Raw genomic sequence first — 16,676 nt, forward strand, 5'->3', positions numbered from 1 at the left:
CGGTCCGCGCCCGGGCGCCTGGCCACCCGCCCGCCCGCGCGCCGGAGGGCCGCCGCGACCGCGGCCGCCTGGCCGCCAGCCCGTCCGAGATCCCCGCCCGCGGCTGGTGGGCCATCCTGAAGCGCACCGCCTCGGAAGTCTCGACGGACCGGGTGATGACCGAGGCGGCCGGCATCACCTTCTACGTCCTGCTCGCGCTCTTCCCCGCCCTCGCCGCCCTGGTCTCGATCTACGGCCTCTTCGCCGACCCGGGCACGATCGAGGAGCATCTGGCCACGCTGGCCGGCGTCATCCCCTCCGGCGGGATGGAGATCATCGCGGACCAGGTGCGGCGGATCACCGCGAAGGGCGACGGCGCGCTTGGCCTCGGCGCCGTCATCGGCCTCGCCACCTCGCTCTGGTCCGCCAACCAGGCGATGAAGGCCTTCGTCGATTCGCTCAACATCGTCTATGGCGAGAAGGAGACGCGCGGCGTCTTCCGCCGCCTGATGGTCACGATGGCCTTCACCGCGACCGGGCTGCTGTTCCTGGCGCTGGCCATGGCCGGCGTGGTCGCGGTGCCCATCCTGCTGAACCTGGTCGGCCTGGGCGGGGCGCTGGAAGCGACGCTGCGCTGGGCACGCTGGCCGGTGCTGCTGCTGGTGGTGGGCGTCTTCCTCGCCTGCCTCTACCGCTACGGCCCGGACCGGGCGAAGGCGCAATGGCGCTGGGTGACCTGGGGCAGCGCCTTCGCCGCGGTCGGCTGGGTCGTCTTCTCCGTCGGCTTCTCCTGGTACGTCACGAATTTCGGCAAGTACAACGAGACCTATGGCTCGCTCGGCGCCGTTATCGGCTTCATGACCTGGATTTGGCTCTCCGCCACCGTGGTGCTGGTGGGGGCGGAACTGGACGCGGAGATGGAGCACCAAACGGCGCGCGACACGACCACGGGGCCGGAGCGGCCGATGGGCGCGCGCGGGGCGCGGATGGCCGACACGGTCGCGGGCTAGGGCCGGGCGCCCGGACGGGCGCCGCGGCCCCTGCCGCGTCGCCAAGGTTTGCGGCGCAAGCCGCCCGGCGATCGGGGGGCCGTTGATCGGTGACGAACCACGGCCGTCTGCTGAAGGCGGTTCGCGGTCCGGCGTACCGGGCCCGCGCCGCCCTCCATCGGCAGTGGCGCCCGGCGCGATGCCGGCGCCGCGCCGCCTCAGCCGGGCGCATCCGCGGGCGGCGCGGCCTGCGCCGCCTGCGCCGCCTGCTGCGCACCCTGTGCCCGCAGGTAGCCGGGGCGGGATGACAGCCGCGCCCAGTAGTCCGCGACATCCGGCGTGAACTGCCCGGCCAGCCCCAGCCGGGTGGCCAGCAGCAGCGCATAGCCGATGGAGATGTCCGCCGCGGTGAACCGCCCCGCGGCGTAGAAGCCGCCATCCAGCCGCGCCAGGCCCTTGCGCAGGCGCGACAGGAACCAGCGCTCGTAATCCTCCGCCACCTGCGGCAGCCGGCGTTCCGGCGGCTCCAGCCGCCGGTAGCGCAGCAGCAGCGTCTGCGGGAAGGTCAGCGTCGCCTCGCCGAAATGCAGGCCGTTCAGGAAGGCCGCGTAGTCCGGCTCCTCCGGCGCGACATTCAGGGGCGAGGGGCCATAGCGGCTGACCAGGTAGTGGCAGATCGCCGCGGATTCGTTCATCCGCACCGCCCCGTCCTCGAGCAGCGGAATGGTGCCGAGCGGGTTGACGGCGAGGTAGTCGGGCACCGCCTCGCGCGGCGGGAAGGGCAGCAGGCGCAGCCGGTAGGGCAGGCCCATCTCCTCCAGCGTCCAGAGCGGCCGGAAGGACCGGGCGTCGAAGCAGTGGTGCAGCACGATCATGGCAGACCCCTCCCCGCGCCCGGCCGGCCGGGATGGCCCCCCGGCGGTCCGGGCCGCAGGCCTCGCATCATGCACGAAGCGGCGGTGCCGGTCCTCGATCGCGGAACAGGCGCGGCAGCCGCTCCAGCCCATTGGTTGCGGAGCGGAGTCTCGCGTCCGGGCAATCACGCCCTCCCGCGATCCGCACCGCCGCGCCTTGCCGTGATCCGCGCCCGGGCGGTTGGCGCGTCCCTCGGGCCGGGCGAGCCGGCCCGGGCCGCCGCGCCCGGGCGGATGGGCGCCGTCCCGGTCAGCTCGGGCGGACGCTGTCCAGCAGGATGATGCGGTGCAGCCGCCGGCGGTGCTGCGCCTCGTCCCAGTCGGTGGCGCGATGCAGGCTGCAGCGGTTGTCGCTCATCAGCACGTCGCCGGGCTGCCAGCGGTGCTCGTAGACGAATTCCGGCCGGGTCATGTGCGCGAGGAGCTCGGCGAAGAGCGCCTGGCCCTCCGCCGCCGGCAGGCCCAGGATCTCCGAGCCCCATTCGCCGCCGAGATAGAGGCCGCGCCGGCCGCTCTCCGGGTGGGTGCGGACCAGCGGATGCTCCACATCGGGGAAGCGCGCCGCCTCGGCCGCGCATTGCGCTTCCGTCGCATCGGGAAACAGCGTGCGGTACAGCCGCGCCCGGCTGTGCCGCACCCGCAGCCCGGCGATCCGGGCGCGCATGGCCTCCGGCAGCGCCTCATGGGCGGCGATGCCGTTGGCATAGCGCGTCTCCCCCGCCACCGGCGGGATCTCGATGGCATGCAGGAAGGTGAACAGCCCGGCGCATTCCAGGTGGTAGTGGTCGGTGTGCCAGTTCAGTCCGACCTTGACGGCGCCGACGGCCCTCCCCTCCTCCACCACATTGCCGACGACGAAGATCTCGTGCTGGTCGGGCAGGCAGAGGTCGCGGCGGCTGTGCAGGTCCATGCTCCGGCCGAAGCGCCGGGCGAAGGCGAGGTAGCCGGCCGGCGCCAGGTGCTGCTGGCCGCGGACCAGCAGCACGGTGCGCTCCACGCAGGCGCCGCGCAGGATGGCGGTGATCTCGGGATCCTCGGGCGCCGCCAGGTCCACCCCGCCGATCTCGACGCCGACGGCGGGCGCCAGCTCCCGCACGCTCAGCCCCCGGCGGGCCGCCGCCGCCCGCCATGGCACCAGGCCGCCGGCCATCACGCCGTCTCCTGGATCAGCCGCAGCCGCGCCCGGTCGGCCTCGGTCTGCAGGAAGCGGTCATAGAGCGGCTGGGCGGCGCGCTGGAAGGGCGCCTTGTCGGGGTCGAGGATGGTGACGCCCTGCGCCCTCACCTGCTCCACCAGCTTCGCCTCGGACTCCACCACGAATTGCCGCTCGAATGCCGCGCTCTCCTCCCCCGCCTGGACCAGCGCGGCGCGGAGATCGGGCGCGAGGGACTGGAATTTGCGTTCCGAGAGCACGACCGGCGCGGTCAGGCTGAGCCAGCCGACCGTCGTCCAGTGCTTGCAGACCTCGTAGAATTTCTGCGCGACGAAATTGGTGTAGGCGGCCTCCGCCCCATCCACCACGCCGACCTGCAGCGCGCCGTACAGCTCGCCATAGGCCAGCGGCGTGGCATTGGCGCCGAAGGCGTTGAAGGCGGCGACATGCACCGGGTTCTGCTGGGTGCGGATCTTGCGGCCGCGCAGCTCGGCCATGCCCTGCACCGGGTCCCGCGTCATCAGGTGCCGCACGCCGGAGGAATAGAGGCCGAGCACCCGGAAGCCGCGGCCCTGCGCCGCCTGCGCCAGCTGGGCGATGGCCGGCGTGCCGGCGACCCGCATCAGGTGGCCGTAGTCGCGGATCAGGAAGGGCATGTCCAGCAGCTGGTAGTCGCGCACGAAATTGGCGAAGGCGGCGTGCGAGGGCACGGCGAGGTCGATGGTGCCGAGCGCCACGCCCTCGATCATCGGCAGCTCGTTGCCGAGCTGGCCGTTGGGGTAGATCTGCAGGCCCAGCCGGTTGCCGGTCAGCTCCCGCAGCCGGCGGTCGAGGAAGCGCAGGCCCTCGTCCTGCACCTCCCCCACCGCATTGGTGTGGGCGCTGCGAAGCGTCACGGTCTGCGCGAGCGCCGGCCGGGCGACCCAGGCGGCGGCGAGCGGCGCAGCGAGCGCGGCGCGGCGGGTGATCCTCTCCATCCCTCTCCCCCCTCATGTCAGGGCCCGCGGCAGCCAGAGGACCACCTCGGGCACGTAGGTGCACAGCATCAGCACGAGAACCAGCGGGATCAGCGGGATCCAGATGACGCGCGCAACCGCGCCCACCGGCCGGCGCGCCACGGCGCAGGCGACGAAGGTGCAGATCCCGTAGGGCGGCGCGACCAGCCCGATCGAGAGGTTGATGGACATCACCAGGCCGAAATGCAGCGGGTCGATCCCCAGCTTCACCGCGACCGGCATCAGCACCGGCATCAGGATGACCAGCGCCGAGATCTCCTCGAAGCACATGCCGACGAAGAGCATCAGCAGGTTGACCATCAGCAGGAACAGCACCCGGCTGCCGCCCGCCCCGTCGAACCAGCCGGCGATCATCCCCGGCACGTCCTGGATGGCCACCAGCCAGGCGAAGATGGAGGAGGTGCCGACGATGATCATCACGGCGGCCGAGATGCCGACGGTGCGCAGCATCAGCTCCGGCAGCTTGGCCAGCTTGAGCTCGCGATAGACCAGCAGGTCGATGCCGAGCCCGGCGACCACCGCCAGCACGCCGGCCTCGGTCGGCGTCACCACGCCGCCGACGATGCCGCCGACGATGATGACGGGCAGCACCAGGGCGGGGATGGCGCGCAGGAAGGCCTGGCGCAGCCGCGCCGGGCTGAAGGGCTCGGCATCCGTGTAGCGGGCCGGGTCGCGCCGCGCATAGAGCCAGTGCGTCAGCATCAGCCCGGCCGAGGCGATGAGGCCTGGGACGATGCCGCCGAGGAACATGGCCCCGACCGAGAGGTCGCAGACCATGGCCAGCACGACCATGATGATGGAGGGCGGGATGATGGGCCCGAGCGCGCCGGCCGCGGCTACGACGGCGACCGAATAGTCGATGTCGTAGCCGCGCCGCCGCATCTCCGGCAGCAGGATGGAGGAGACGGCCGCGGTGTCGGCGCTGCCCGACCCCGAGATGCCCGAGAGGAAGGTGGAGGTGACCGTCGCCACCATGAACAGGCTGCCGCGGATCCAGCCGACCAGCGCGGCGGCCAGGCCGACGATGGCGCGGGCGATGCCGCCATGTTCCATGATCAGCCCGCTGAGGATGAAGAAGGGGATGGCCATCAGCGGGAAGCTGTCCAGCCCGTTCCACAACCGCTGCGCCACCACCACCAGCGGGACATCGGTGGTCAGCACCAGGGTCAGCGCCGCGGCGACGCCCAGCACGAAGACCATCGGCGCGCCGGCCACCAGCAGCATGGCGAAGGAGGCGAAGGTGAGGCCCATGGCTCAGTCCACCCTTACGCCGCCGCCGGTCGCCACCTTCTCCCGCCCCAGGATGGCGGCGCCGAAGGCCAGCGCGGCTTCCAGCGCGAAATAGGCAGCGCCGACCGGCAGCATGGCATAGGGGATGTTCATCGGCAGCTGCAGCGCCGGGCTGGTCTGCCAGGCGCCGACCTGCATCAGCAGCAGCCCCCCCTGCAGCACCACCCAGAGGAACCAGAGGCAGAGCCCCGCGACGGGCACCAGCAGCAGCCGCGCCAGCCGCTCCAGCAGCCGCTCGATCACCAGCTCGATCGAGACATGCAGGCGCTGGCGCATGGCATAGCCGGCGCCCAGCAGCACCATCCAGATCTGCGCGAAGGTCGCGGCCTCGTCGGCGCCGGCGATGGAATGGTTGAAGCCGTAGCGGAAGATCACCTGCGCCAGGACCAGCAGCACCATGGCGGCGAGCAGCAGCAGGAGGACGAGGTCCACCAGGCGGCGCAGCAGGGCGAGCGCCTCCCGCGCCATGCGCAACGGCAGGGGGGCGGGCGCGGGCAGGAGCCCGCCCTTGCTGGCAGCGCCGGACATGCGGCAAGGCTGGCCGTTGCCCATCCGTACGGCAAGGCCGAATGCCCCGGCGAAAGCCCGGCCGCGTCGCCGGTTGACCCTTCCTTGGGCGCTTCGCCGCCCCGCTGCCGCAAGCCGCGCCAACCGCGCGGGGGATCAGCCCGGCGGGCTGTCCGGCAGGACCTAGAGCCTTGCGATCCGGCCGCCGGCGATCTCGGCCGCATCCGCGCCGGTGACCAGGACCGGCCCGCCCTCCGGCCCGGCCCGCCAGCGCAGCACGCCGAGGCCGTGATGGCCGACCGCCACGCCCTCCGGCACGAAGCGGAAGCCGCGCCCCATCGGCTTCGGGACACCAGGGCGGTTGCCGTTGGCCATGGCTCGCGGCAACCGCTCCAGTCTCTTGAGTCTACGAGCATCCTCACCCGATCAGGTGGGTCCACCTGATCGGGCTCTGCTCTAGGCCGCGCCGCCCTCCGCCGCGATGCCGTCCAGCCGCGCCATCGCCGCCGCCGGCAGGTCGAGCGCCGCGGCCGCCAGGTTCTCCCGCAGATGCGCGACGGAGGCGGTGCCGGGGATCGGCAGGATGTTGGGCGACCGGCGGAGCAGCCAGGCCAGCGCGACCTGCATCGGCGTCGCGGCGAGTTCGCCCGCCACCGCGTCCAGCGTCGCCGATTGCAGCGGGCTGAAGCCGCCGAGCGGGAAGAAGGGCACATAGGGGATGCCCGCCGCGGCCAGGTCGTCCACCAGCGCGTCGTCGCCGCGATGCGCCAGGTTGTAGCGGTTCTGCACGCAGGCGATCCTGCAGATCCCGCGGCCCTCCGCGACCTGCGCCGGCGTGGCGTTGCTGAGGCCGATATGCCGGACCAGCCCCTGCCGCTGCAGGTCGGCCAGCACGCCGAGCGGCGCGGCGATCGAGCCCTCCGCCGGGCGCATCACGTCGAACATGCAGCGCAGGTTCACCACCTCGAGCGTTTCCAGCCCCAGGTTGCGCAGGTTGTCCTGCACGGCGCGGGTGAGGTCCTCCGCCGAGAAGGCCGGCAGCCAGGATGCGTCGGCGCCGCGCCGCGCGCCGACCTTGGTGACGATGACGAGGTCGTCGGGATAGGGGGCGAGCGCCTCGCGGATCAGCCGGTTGGTTTGGTGCGGGCCGTAGTAGTCGCTGGTGTCGATGTGGTTCACGCTGGCGGCGATGGCCGCGCGCAGCACTGCCAGCGCCGCGTCGCGGTCCCGGGGCGGGCCGAAGGCGCCGGGGCCGGCCAACTGCATGGCGCCGTAGCCGAGGCGCCGCACCGGGCGGTCGCCGAGCCGGACGGTGTCCGTGTGGGCATGAGGGGTCATGGCCTGTTTCCTGCGATGACCCCTCAGCTAGGCCCTGGCAGCCTGCGCGATAACGGCCCAGGATCCGCACGGCCTGTACGGGAAAACGGACAATGCGCGCCGACCTCGCCGACCTGCATGCCTTCCTGGCGGTCGCCCGGGCCGGCGGCTTCCGCGAGGCGGCGCGAGGCGCCGGCGGCAGCCCTTCCGGCCTCAGCGACGCGGTGCGGCGGCTGGAAGCGGCGCTCGGCCTGCGGCTGCTGCACCGGACGACGCGCAGCATCCGCCCGACCGAGGCGGGGGAGCGCCTGCTGCAGCGGCTGGAGCCGGCGCTGGGCGAGGTGGCGGCGGCGCTGGAGGCGGTGGCCGATTTCCGCGACCGGCCGGCCGGCACGCTGCGGCTGAACGTGCCGGTCAGCGCCGCGCGGCTGGTGCTGCCGCGGATCGTGCCGCCCTTCCTCGCCGCCTATCCCGACATCCGGCTGGAGGTGATGGCCGAGGACGAGTTCGTGGACCTGCTGCGCGCCGGCTGCGACGCCGGCATCCGCTACGACGAGAGGCTGGACGCGGACATGATCGCGGTGCCGATCGGCCCGCGCCGCCAGCGCTTCGCCACGGCGGCCGCGCCGGACTACCTGCGCCGCCATGGCCGGCCGGAGCATCCGCGCGACCTGCTCGGCCATGCCTGCCTGCGCGGCCGCTTCCCGGGCGGCGCCCTGTATCCGTGGGAGTTCGAGCGGGCGGGCGAGCTGGTGCGGGTGGACCCCACGGGCCCGCTGCTGGTGGGCCTCGGCGGCGCGACCGACCTGGCCGTGGCGGCGGCGATCGCCGGGACGGGCATCATCAAGCTGTTCGAGGACTGGCTGCGCCCGCATCTCGACAGCGGCGCGCTGGAACCGGTGCTGGAACCCTGGTGGCAGTCCTTCTCCGGCCCCTTCCTCTACTATCCCGGGCGGCGGCTGGTGCCGGCGCCGCTGCGGGCCTTCATCGACTTCGTCCGGGACCGGGCGGACTGACCGCCGCGCCGTTCCGGGGCGCCGCCCGGGTCAGCCGGCCCCGGGCGCGACTTTCTGGCCGGTGACCGCCCAGAGCGGGTCGCGATCCGGCCGGTCGGGCGGCGTCAATTCCCGCGCCGCCACCGCGCCGAAGCCCGCCCGCCGGAGATAGAGCGACACCAGGCCGCATTGTCCCGGCCCGTCCAGCGCCTGCCAGATCGCCACCGCCTTGCTGGGGAAGCAGCGGTTGGAGAAGGTGATGGCCACCACGCCATCCGGCCGCAGCACCCGCGCCACCTCGCGCAGCACCGCCACCGGCCGCTGCAGGTACTGGACGGAGACGCAGATCGCGGCCGCGTCGACGCTGCCATCGCCCAGCGGCAGATGCGGATCGCGGTTCAGGTCCTGCACGAACCACCGGCCCAATCGCGGATTGGCCGCCAGCTCCTCGGCATTCAGCCCGTGGCCGATGACCTCGGCGAAGGCGACGTCCTCCGGCAGGTGGCTCACCCAGCTCGACATCAGGTCGAGGATGGTGCCGCCCGCCGGGAACAGGTCGCGATACAGCGCGGTGACGGCGGCGATGGCGTGGTCGTCGATATGGGTGACGAAGCGCGGCGCGGCATAGAAGGCCGCATCCGCCGATGGGTCCGCCTTGGCGAAGGCGTGCCGCGGCAGCTCCGGCAGGCTGTCCTCGATGGCCATGGGCAGCGGTCCTCCGGCACTGGGGCGATGAACGGCGGCCGGCGCCGGCCGGTTGCCGCCCTGCCGGACCTGGCCCCGGCGGCCGCCCCCTGCAATGCCGGCACCATGAGGGTGCATGGGGAAGGCCGGCAGCGACCCGCATCCGCCGCGGCGGGCGGTTGCGGCGCCGCGGCGGCGATGGGACCATCCCCGGCACCATGCCGCGCCCCCCTGCCCGCCGCCCGCCGCGCGCCGCCACGGAGGAAGGCCTGCCGCCGCCGCCCTTCGAGGGCATCCCGGCGGATGGCTTCGCCTTCCTCGCGGAACTCGCGGCAAGCCAGGACCGGGACTGGTACGCGGCGAACAGGGCGCGCTGGGAACTGGGGCTGCGCGACCCGCTCGCCGCGCTGCTGGCGGCCGTCGCCGATCGCTGCGCCGCGGCCAGGCTGCCGCTGCGCTTCGATGCGCGACGCGGCCTGTTCCGCCTGCACCGCGACACGCGCTTCGCCCGCGACAAGCGGCCGTTCAAGACCAATGCCGGCGGCCTGCTGTCGCGCGACGGCGGCAAGGACCGCCCTGGCCTGCTCTATGTCCATGTCGAGCCGGGCAATTGCTTCACCGCCTGCGGCTTCTGGCAGCCCTCCCCGCCCGTGCTGGGGCGGCTGCGCGCCGCGGTGCTGGAGGACCGCGGCGCCTGGCGCCAGGCCCGCCGGGCGCTGGATGGCGCGGGGCTGGCCTTGGCGGCGATGGACGATGCGCTGGCCCGCCTGCCGCGCGGCTGCGAGGCGGCGCGGGGCACGCCGGAGGAAGCCCTGCTGAAGCAGCGCCACTGGATCCTGCGCCCGCCGCTGCCCGATGCGCTGCTGCAGGATGAGGCGGCGGTGGCGCCGGTGACGGAGTTCGCCAGGCAGGCGGCGCCGCTGCTGCGCTTCGGCTGGGCAGCGCTGGAGGGCTGACGGCGCCGGGCGGATATGCCGGGCGGATGTGCCGGCGCCTGCGCACCGGTGCCGCGCGCAGGTCGGCGCATTGCGCCGACGGCGGCGCGGCCGCACGCCTCGCGGGACGGTCATCCCGGCAGCCAGCGGCGCTTCGCTTCGGACAGCAGCTTTGGACAGCGGCCTCGGACCGCGATCGACGCGGCGCGGCAGGCAGGGGCGCGCCGGCCGCGCCCTCCGGGCGATCCGCGTCAGCCCGCCACCGCCGCGATCCGTGCCGCCCAGCCAGCCTCCATCGCCGGCGTCCAGGCCTCGCCCAGCGCGTCCCGCACCACGTCCCGCAGCAGCGGCAGGAAGCCGTCGAACAGCGCCTCCGGCACGCCGATATTGACGTGGTTCAGCCGCTCGATCGCCACCAGCCCGGCGAGGCGCGCGCCGCCGTCCAGCAGCGCCTCCAGCGCCACCGCCAGCATCTGTCCGCGGACATGGCCGCCCGGGTCCATCAGGAAATGCGCCGCCGCCTCCGGATGCCGGGCGAAGAGCGTGGCATAGACCAGCGGAGCCGGATCGCCGCAGCGCGCCGCCAGCAGGTCGAGGCTCTCGGCGACCGGGTCCACGGCGTCAGGCGTCGCGGGTGAAGCGCCCGACGATCCGCCGCGCCAGCGGCAGCGCGAAGACGGCGGCGGGGAAGGCGAAGCCCCAGGCCAGCATCCAGTTGGACATCCAGAGGCCGAAGACGCCCTCCGCCAGGCCGACGCTGTTCAGGGTCAGGAACAGCGAGACGAAGAAGGCCATGAAGAAGGTCATGACCAGCGGCACCAGCACCGGCGTGTAGCGGGCCGGGATCACGCGGCCTGCTTCGCCCGCCGCGCCGCGGCCACCGCCGGCGGCTCCGGCCCGCCCGCCATCCAGTCGAGCAGTTCGACCGTATGCACCGTGGGCATCCGTTCGCCGCCCAATTGCGTCAGGCAGCCGATATTGCCGGCCGCGATCAGGTCGGCGCCGGTGCGGTCCAGGTTGTACAGCTTGCGCTCCCGCAGCTTCGAGGCGATCTCGGGCTGCAGCAGGTTGTAGGTGCCGGCGCTGCCGCAGCAGAGATGCGGCTCCACCGGGTCTTTCACCGCGAAGCCGGCCTTCACCAGCAGCTGCTTCGGCAGCGCCGTGATCTTCTGGCCGTGCTGCAGGCTGCAGGCAGAATGGTAGGCGACCGTCAGGCCGGGCTTCTCCCGCACCGGCGCATAGGCGAATTTCTGCAGCGCCTCGGTCACGTCCATCGTCAGCGCCGCGACCTTCGCCGCCGCCTCGGCCTCCGGTTCCTCGCGGAACATGAAGCCGTAATCCTTCACCGTGGTGCCGCAGCCGGAGGTGTTGACGACGATGCCGTCCAGCCCCTCCCCCGCCATCTCCCGGGTCCAGGCGGCGATGTTGGCGCGCGCGAGGCGATAGGCCGGGTCGTGCTGGCCCATGTGGTGGTCGAGCGCGCCGCAGCAGCCCTGGTCCCGCGTGATCACCACCTCCACGCCCATGCGCGTCAGCAGGCGGATCGTCGCCTCGTTGATCGAGGGCGCCAGCACCTGCTGCGCGCAGCCGGTCAGCAGCGCCACCCGGCCGCGCTTTTCGCCGACCGCCCGGTGCATCTGCGGCGCCTGCATCGGGCTCGGCGGCGGCAGCGCGCCCGGCGCGAGCCTGAGCATGGCCCGCAGCCGCCGCCCCAGCACATGCCCGCCCGGGATCAGCGCACCCAGCGGACGGCCCAGCCGCGCGCCCGTCATCGCCGCGCGGAAGCGCGCCGGATAGGGCAGCACCTGCGACAGCACGCGGCGCAGCAGCTTCTCGTGCCAGGGGCGGTCATAGGTCTGCTCGATGTAGTGCCGCGCATGGTCGACCAGGTGCATGTAGTGCACCCCGGACGGGCAGGTGGTCATGCAGGACAGGCAGGAGAGGCAGCGATCCACATGCTTGACCACCTCCGCCGTCGCCGGCCGGCCGCTCTCCAGCATGTCCTTGATCAGGTAGATGCGCCCGCGCGGGCTGTCCAACTCGTCGCCCAGCAGCACGAAGGTCGGGCAGGTCGCCGTGCAGAAGCCGCAATGGACGCAGGTGCGCAGGATCCGGTTGCTCTCCCGCGTGTCGGGGTCGGCCAGTTGCTCGGGCGCGAAATTGGTCTGCATGCCATGGATATAGGCCGGGGCCGCGGGCGGGGGAACCGGCCGCCCCGTGCCAAGCCGCGTGCGGCAGCGATGGATCGGGGCGCCGGGCGGCAGCCGCCACCCGGGGGGCCCCGTCGGCGTCGCCGCGCGACGTCGCCCCGCAGCCGCCGGGCGGCGCGTCGAAGCCCGCCAGGGACCGCCCGGCGCCGGCGGGCGGGATGCCCGGAACCGGCGCCCGGGCCCGCGGCCGCCGGCGTCAGACGAACAGGTAGTCCGTGCCGGCGACGGGATGGGCGATGCCGTCCAGCGTGAAGCTCTCCTGCCGCCCGGCCCCGTCCACCACGGCGAACCGACCGCCACCGAGGTCCAGCAGCGCCGCATCCGGGGCGAAGCCCTGGAAGCGGATGACATCGCCCGCATGGAAGCCGGTGATGCGGTCGTCCTGCAGGCTGCCGGCCTGCTCGATGAAGGTGGTCGGGCCGGCGCCGCCTTCCAGCCAGTCGCCCGGGCCGGTCAGGGCGAAGGTGGTCGGGCCGGCGCCGCCGACGACATGGTTGTGCCCGGCGCCGCCGGTGACGGTCAGCGCCACGGCGCCCTGCGCCACCACCGTGTCGCCCTGGCCGGACAGCGTGACGGTCACCGTCGCGGCGGCTAGATTGAGGCCGGGCGCCTCCGGCGCGGAAACCTGGATGGTGTTGCCGCCGCCGGCGGAGCCGGTGATGGCGATGCTGGCCGGCCCCTGCACGGTGAAGGCGGCATGGCCGCTCAGCCCGGCGATGCCGCCCGGCGGCGCCGCCGGCAGCGACAGGCCGGCGAGGATGGATTGCGCAATCCCGCCCGGCGGGCCGGCCTCCGACCAGGCCGGCAGGACGATACGCGGCACGCTGACGACGACGCCAGGCGAGATGGACATGCTCGTTTCCCCCGCCGGCAAGGGCGCGGCACGCGCGCCGCCCCGTCGCAGGCCGTGACAGCGGATGCCCGCGCCCGGGCTTGCCCGCACGGCCGCTATCCGCCCCCCGGTATGCTGCCGGCGGGGGCATGACACACCCGATGCCGCAGGGATGGCAGGCCTATAGCGCCCAGGCGCGCGAGCGTGACGCCGCTGCCGCTGCGGCGGCAACGGCGCGGGTCAGGGTCGCGGGCGGCCGCGCGCCTCGGCGGCGCCGTCGCGCAGCAGGGCCGCAAGGGCCTGGGCAAGGCAGTCGTTCAGCCGGTCGGTGGCCGCCACCCGCTCCGGCTTCGGCGCCCGCTCCACATCCACCACCTCGGCCTCCGCCCAGGCGCGCATCAGGTCCCAGCGGCGGAACAGCGGCACGCGATGCGCCCCCGCGACCAGGCGCAGCGCATCCAGATAGGGCTCGACATTCGCATTGGTGCGAAGGAAGCGGGAGAATTGCGGGTCGATCAGCACCGCATCGGCGCCGGCGGATCGCAACGCCTCCAGCCCGCCATTCAGCGCCTCGACCATCTCGTCCACCTCGCGGCCGCGCACCGCGCTCTCAGTGCCGGTGGCCCAGAGGACGAGTTGGGCCGGCGCCCGGGCAAGCTCCGCCTCCAGCAGCGCCGCCGATTCGGCGGTGCCCAGGCCGCGGCGCCCCTTCACCGCCACCTCCACCTTCAGGCCGGGGCGGCGGGCGGCGATCAGCGCCTCCAGCCGCGCCGGCCAGGCGGCGGCGGGGCCGCTGGTGCCGGGGCCGAGCACCGAGGCGCCCCCCACCACCAGGATGCGCAGGCTGCCGGCATTCACCGCCCGCACCGTGGCGGGCAGCGGCGCCCCGGCCTCGAGCAGTTCGGGCGGTGCGTTGCAGGCACGGTCCTGCGCCCGCGCGGCCGCCAACGGCACCGCGGCGGTCAGCATCCCCGCGACGAGGAGGCGAAGCGCCCGGATCATGCCGGAGTCGTAGAGGACGGGGTGGCGACCGGCAAGGCGGGCGCCTTTTCCCGCTGGCGGTACCAGGCGGCGACCAGCCCGACCCCGACCAGCGCCAGCAGCCCGCCCAGGTTCACCGCCAGCTGCATCGGCCCGCGGTCCGACTGTTCCAGCGCCAGCCGGCCGAGGAAGGACAGGAAGATGCCGGTGCAGAACACCGGCAGGCCGTGCTGGCCCATCAGCACGAAGGGCGCGGCCGCGGCGCTCCGCAGCCAGGCGGCGCGGCGCGGCACCGCATGCGCGAGGAGATAGGCCATGGCCAGCACCGAGACCAGCCGCAGCGGGTGCAGCGCATTCTTGTCCACGGTGGTCAGCAGCAGGCCGAGCCGTTCCGGCAGCCAGTCCGGCGGCTCCTCGACCCGGGCGAGCAGCGAGGCGGCGGCGCCGAGCGCCAGCACCAGCACGGCCCCCGCCGCCAGGTCCTGCCGGAAGGGCACCACCGGCGGCGGCCGCCGCACCCCGCCCGGCCCGCGCGGCACGTAGCCCAGCAGGCAGCCGGTGACGAACAGCAGCTGCCAGGCCAGCGGGTTGAAGAACCAGCCGCCATCGATCCAGTTCGGCAGGTTCAGGTCCAGCCCGCGTGCCAGCAGGTACAACGTGGCGGACAGGCCGAGCAGCGTCAGCGGGCGCCGCAGCAGCGGCAGCAGCGGCGCCAGCAGGGCGAGCAGCGCGATGTAGAGCGGCAGGATGTCGAGGAAGGCCGGCTGGTAGCGGAGCAGCAGCGCCTGCAGCAGCGCGACATAGGGCTGGTCGCGGAAGGGGTCGAGCTGCAGCTCGTCCAGGTAGGCCGGCGCGTCGAGGAGGGAGGCGGAGTAGCCGACCTGCGCGGCGAAGACCACGAACAGGAAGATATGCGCGACATAGAGCGTGCCGCAGCGCCGCAGCAGGGTGGCGGCGGCGAAGACCCAGCCGCGGCGGTCCATCGCCGCGCCATAGGCCAGGCCGGCGGCATAGCCTGCCAGCAGCACGAAGCCCTCCGTCGCGTCGCACAGGGCGATGTTGCGCAGCGTCAGGTCGCCCAGGCGGTTGCCGGGAATGTGGTCGATGAAGATGAACCAGAGGGCAAGGCCACGGAAGAAATCCACCCGCAGGTCGCGCCCCGACGCGGGCGCATGGGCCGGCCCGGCGCCGGCATCCCCACCCCGGATCAGACCGCGCATGCCCGCCCCCCGCTGCCGGCCGCGCGCCCGATGCACCGGCGCCGCCGGCGGGACCCATAGCGGAGCGGCGCCACCGGTAGAACGGCGGCGACGTCAACCGGATGCGAAGATTTCGGCTGGCAGGCTGCGGCCGATGCACCCCCCTGCCCTGCCGGGGCCGCCGCCGGGCGGCATCCCTGCCCGCCACCCGCCGCCGGCTGCCGGCCGGTTGCCAGCGCCGGGCGGGGCAGCCCCCCGGTTGAGGCATGCCCGCCTGCTGGCGCCGCGGCGCCGCTTGCGCCAGGGTATGCGGATGCGTCCCGTGCTCCTCCTCCTGGCCATGCTGGTTCCGGGCATGGCCCTGGCCGAACCCTGCCCGTCCTCGTCCGTCCAGGCGATCGGCCTGCCGGCCACCCGCGCGGCGCTGGAGCATGGCCAGCCGCTGCGGATCGTCGCCTTCGGCTCCTCCTCCACCGAAGGCGCCGGGGCGAGCGGCCCCGACCGCACCTACCCGGCCGAGTTGGAGGCGCGGCTGCACGCGGCCCTGCCCGGGGCGCGGCTGACGGTGCTGAACCGCGGCAAGGGCGGGCAGGAAGTGCCCGAGATGATCGCCCGGCTGGACCCGGACGTGCTGGCGGAGCGGCCGACCCTGGTCATCTGGCAGGCCGGCGCCAATGCGGTGCTGCGCGGCATGCCGGCCGAGGAATTCCACGCCATCCTCGCCGCCGGCATCGCCCGGCTGCGCGCCAGCGGCGCCGATGTGCTGCTGATGGACAGCCAGCGCGCCCCGCGCATCCTGGAGGCGCCTGGCTTCGAGCGGCTGGATGCCGCCATCCGCGACCTGGCGGCGGAGGCGCGGGCGCCCCTCTTCTCCCGGGCGGCGCTGATGCGCGACTGGGCCGACCACGGCACGCCGCATGCCGAGATGCTGGGCCCGGACGGGCTGCACCACAACGACCGTGGCTATGCCTGCGTGGCGGAGGCGCTGGCGCGGTCCATCCTGGCCGCCGTCGCGCCGCCGCAGGTCGCGCGCCGCTAGGGTGTCCGAGGGTTGCGGCGGGGTGGCCGCCCCGATGCGGCGCCCGGAGGTGGCGCAGCAGCCCAGGGACGGCGCGACCTGACCTGACGGACAGGAGGTGGGCGGTCCGCCCGCCGGACAGGCGACGCGGATGGCGGACCGGCCTGTTCCACCCGCGCTCCGCCGGGTGCCGCGCATGGCTGCGCCCTGGCGGGACCGGCCGGGACACCACCGCCCCGGCATGGCCCTGCACCCGCGGCAGCCTTTGGGCCTGGGCCGGCGGCGACGCGTGGCCAAGGCGCTGGTCCCCCCAACGATGAGGCTGCGGCGGCACGGATCGCCGCGCCAGGCATCCGCAAGGGCACCGCAACCTGACCCCGGGGGGCACGAAGCTTCACGCGCCTCCGCCGCCGATGCGCGATCGCGCCGGGATGGTGGCGTGGTTCACAGGCGCCTGCGTGGCGGGTGGGTAGGGTCCCTGTGTCGCCGATGACCGCCGCGGGAGAAGCCCGGGAGGCCGGCGAGAGCCCGACACGGAAAGGACCCCGGCCATGCGCAAGATGATCCTCCCCGCCGCCCTCGCCCTGCTGGCCGGTGCGGCCGCCCTGGCCCCCACGGTGCAGGCCCAGGGCCTGGAGACCGGCGGCATCAGCATCA

General features: G+C 74.0%; 18 protein-coding genes. 4 read left to right on the forward strand and 14 right to left on the reverse strand.

The features are described 5' to 3' along the window. The coding region (locus tag E2C05_RS18365; protein ID WP_133221106.1) for a YihY/virulence factor BrkB family protein at window positions 1-989 on the forward strand (989 nt) is incomplete at its 5' end. A 197-nt stretch (window positions 990-1,186) separates the two neighbouring features. Here the strand turns inward: E2C05_RS18365 and E2C05_RS18370 are convergent. The 7 genes from E2C05_RS18370 to E2C05_RS18400 form a co-directional block, all read right to left on the reverse strand. Next, window positions 1,187-1,843, reverse strand: coding sequence for a glutathione S-transferase family protein (locus E2C05_RS18370; protein WP_133221107.1), 657 nt, complete (start codon window positions 1,841-1,843; stop codon window positions 1,187-1,189). A 289-nt stretch (window positions 1,844-2,132) separates the two neighbouring features. Beyond that, a complete protein-coding gene (locus E2C05_RS18375; protein WP_133221108.1) occupies window positions 2,133-3,032 on the reverse strand; it encodes a TauD/TfdA dioxygenase family protein in 900 nt (299 codons plus the stop codon). Further along, on the reverse strand, window positions 3,032-4,012 hold the full coding sequence (locus E2C05_RS18380; protein ID WP_133221109.1) for a TRAP transporter substrate-binding protein: 981 nt from the start codon (window positions 4,010-4,012) through the stop codon (window positions 3,032-3,034). Before E2C05_RS18380 ends, E2C05_RS18375 begins: the two co-directional genes overlap by 1 nt. Before the next feature lie 12 nt (window positions 4,013-4,024). Next, a complete protein-coding gene (locus E2C05_RS18385) occupies window positions 4,025-5,302 on the reverse strand; it encodes a TRAP transporter large permease (RefSeq protein WP_133221110.1) in 1,278 nt (425 codons plus the stop codon). A gap of 3 nt (window positions 5,303-5,305) precedes the next feature. Next, a complete protein-coding gene (locus E2C05_RS18390) occupies window positions 5,306-5,869 on the reverse strand; it encodes a TRAP transporter small permease (protein WP_158292221.1) in 564 nt (187 codons plus the stop codon). A gap of 162 nt (window positions 5,870-6,031) precedes the next feature. Then, entirely contained in the window at window positions 6,032-6,223 is a 192-nt protein-coding gene (locus E2C05_RS18395) for a hypothetical protein (protein WP_200305669.1), read from the reverse strand. Window positions 6,224-6,304: 81 nt separating this feature from the next. Next, window positions 6,305-7,186, reverse strand: a complete 882-nt coding sequence (locus tag E2C05_RS18400) for an aldo/keto reductase family oxidoreductase (protein ID WP_133221112.1) — start codon at window positions 7,184-7,186, stop codon at window positions 6,305-6,307. 92 nt (window positions 7,187-7,278) lie between these two features. On the opposite strand from E2C05_RS18400, the gene E2C05_RS18405 reads away from it, so the two are divergent. After that, a complete protein-coding gene (locus E2C05_RS18405) occupies window positions 7,279-8,181 on the forward strand; it encodes a LysR family transcriptional regulator (RefSeq protein ID WP_133221113.1) in 903 nt (300 codons plus the stop codon). 30 nt (window positions 8,182-8,211) lie between these two features. On the opposite strand, the gene E2C05_RS18410 is transcribed toward E2C05_RS18405, so the two are convergent. Then, window positions 8,212-8,865: a class I SAM-dependent methyltransferase gene (locus E2C05_RS18410; RefSeq protein WP_133221114.1), complete on the reverse strand. Its 654-nt coding sequence runs from the start codon at window positions 8,863-8,865 to the stop codon at window positions 8,212-8,214. A 197-nt stretch (window positions 8,866-9,062) separates the two neighbouring features. On the opposite strand from E2C05_RS18410, the gene E2C05_RS18415 reads away from it, so the two are divergent. Continuing rightward, the gene (locus E2C05_RS18415; protein WP_158292222.1) at window positions 9,063-9,800 is read left to right on the forward strand and encodes a TIGR02453 family protein; all 738 of its coding nucleotides are present in this window, start codon (window positions 9,063-9,065) and stop codon (window positions 9,798-9,800) included. Window positions 9,801-10,030: 230 nt separating this feature from the next. Here the strand turns inward: E2C05_RS18415 and E2C05_RS18420 are convergent, their stop codons facing one another. From E2C05_RS18420 to E2C05_RS18445, 6 genes are all read right to left on the reverse strand, one after another. After that, window positions 10,031-10,396: a globin gene (locus E2C05_RS18420; protein ID WP_133221116.1), complete on the reverse strand. Its 366-nt coding sequence runs from the start codon at window positions 10,394-10,396 to the stop codon at window positions 10,031-10,033. A gap of 4 nt (window positions 10,397-10,400) precedes the next feature. Then, window positions 10,401-10,628 carry a DUF2798 domain-containing protein gene (locus E2C05_RS18425; RefSeq protein ID WP_133221117.1) on the reverse strand — a complete coding sequence of 76 codons (228 nt, stop codon included), beginning with the start codon at window positions 10,626-10,628 and terminating at the stop codon, window positions 10,401-10,403. Beyond that, window positions 10,625-11,950 carry a glycolate oxidase subunit GlcF gene (gene glcF / locus E2C05_RS18430; protein ID WP_133221118.1) on the reverse strand — a complete coding sequence of 442 codons (1,326 nt, stop codon included), beginning with the start codon at window positions 11,948-11,950 and terminating at the stop codon, window positions 10,625-10,627. The genes E2C05_RS18425 and glcF overlap by 4 nt, the downstream gene beginning before the upstream one ends. Before the next feature lie 235 nt (window positions 11,951-12,185). Next, complete coding sequence (locus E2C05_RS18435; RefSeq protein WP_133221119.1) at window positions 12,186-12,842, reverse strand: hypothetical protein; 657 nt, start codon at window positions 12,840-12,842, stop codon at window positions 12,186-12,188. 219 nt (window positions 12,843-13,061) lie between these two features. Next, entirely contained in the window at window positions 13,062-13,823 is a 762-nt protein-coding gene (locus E2C05_RS18440; protein ID WP_133221120.1) for an SGNH/GDSL hydrolase family protein, read from the reverse strand. Next, entirely contained in the window at window positions 13,820-15,022 is a 1,203-nt protein-coding gene (locus tag E2C05_RS18445; RefSeq protein ID WP_133221121.1) for an OpgC family protein, read from the reverse strand. Before E2C05_RS18445 ends, E2C05_RS18440 begins: the two co-directional genes overlap by 4 nt. 301 nt (window positions 15,023-15,323) lie before the next feature. Between E2C05_RS18445 and E2C05_RS18450 the strand changes: the two genes are divergently transcribed. Then, window positions 15,324-16,040 carry an SGNH/GDSL hydrolase family protein gene (locus tag E2C05_RS18450; RefSeq protein ID WP_158292223.1) on the forward strand — a complete coding sequence of 239 codons (717 nt, stop codon included), beginning with the start codon at window positions 15,324-15,326 and terminating at the stop codon, window positions 16,038-16,040. Window positions 16,041-16,676 lie beyond the last annotated feature (636 nt).

This window comes from Paracraurococcus ruber (assembly GCF_004353985.1).
GTDB classification, from domain to species: Bacteria; Pseudomonadota; Alphaproteobacteria; order Acetobacterales; family Acetobacteraceae; genus Paracraurococcus; species Paracraurococcus ruber.

Excerpts from the sequence above, each read along its gene's own strand:
- E2C05_RS18375 (WP_133221108.1), bottom strand. The coding sequence starts at position 3,032 with ATGGCCGGCGGCCTGGTGCCATGGCGGGCGGCGGCGGCCCGCCGGGGG.
- E2C05_RS18400 (WP_133221112.1), bottom strand. The coding sequence starts at position 7,186 with ATGACCCCTCATGCCCACACGGACACCGTCCGGCTCGGCGACCGCCCG.
- E2C05_RS18410 (WP_133221114.1), bottom strand. The coding sequence starts at position 8,865 with ATGGCCATCGAGGACAGCCTGCCGGAGCTGCCGCGGCACGCCTTCGCC.
- E2C05_RS18395 (WP_200305669.1), bottom strand. The coding sequence starts at position 6,223 with ATGGCCAACGGCAACCGCCCTGGTGTCCCGAAGCCGATGGGGCGCGGC.
- E2C05_RS18380 (WP_133221109.1), bottom strand. The coding sequence starts at position 4,012 with ATGGAGAGGATCACCCGCCGCGCCGCGCTCGCTGCGCCGCTCGCCGCC.
- E2C05_RS18445 (WP_133221121.1), bottom strand. The coding sequence starts at position 15,022 with ATGCGCGGTCTGATCCGGGGTGGGGATGCCGGCGCCGGGCCGGCCCAT.
- E2C05_RS18405 (WP_133221113.1), top strand. The coding sequence starts at position 7,279 with ATGCGCGCCGACCTCGCCGACCTGCATGCCTTCCTGGCGGTCGCCCGG.
- E2C05_RS18440 (WP_133221120.1), bottom strand. The coding sequence starts at position 13,823 with ATGATCCGGGCGCTTCGCCTCCTCGTCGCGGGGATGCTGACCGCCGCG.
- glcF (WP_133221118.1), bottom strand. The coding sequence starts at position 11,950 with ATGCAGACCAATTTCGCGCCCGAGCAACTGGCCGACCCCGACACGCGG.
- E2C05_RS18385 (WP_133221110.1), bottom strand. The coding sequence starts at position 5,302 with ATGGGCCTCACCTTCGCCTCCTTCGCCATGCTGCTGGTGGCCGGCGCG.
- E2C05_RS18370 (WP_133221107.1), bottom strand. The coding sequence starts at position 1,843 with ATGATCGTGCTGCACCACTGCTTCGACGCCCGGTCCTTCCGGCCGCTC.
- E2C05_RS18390 (WP_158292221.1), bottom strand. The coding sequence starts at position 5,869 with ATGTCCGGCGCTGCCAGCAAGGGCGGGCTCCTGCCCGCGCCCGCCCCC.
- E2C05_RS18415 (WP_158292222.1), top strand. The coding sequence starts at position 9,063 with ATGCCGCGCCCCCCTGCCCGCCGCCCGCCGCGCGCCGCCACGGAGGAA.
- E2C05_RS18435 (WP_133221119.1), bottom strand. The coding sequence starts at position 12,842 with ATGTCCATCTCGCCTGGCGTCGTCGTCAGCGTGCCGCGTATCGTCCTG.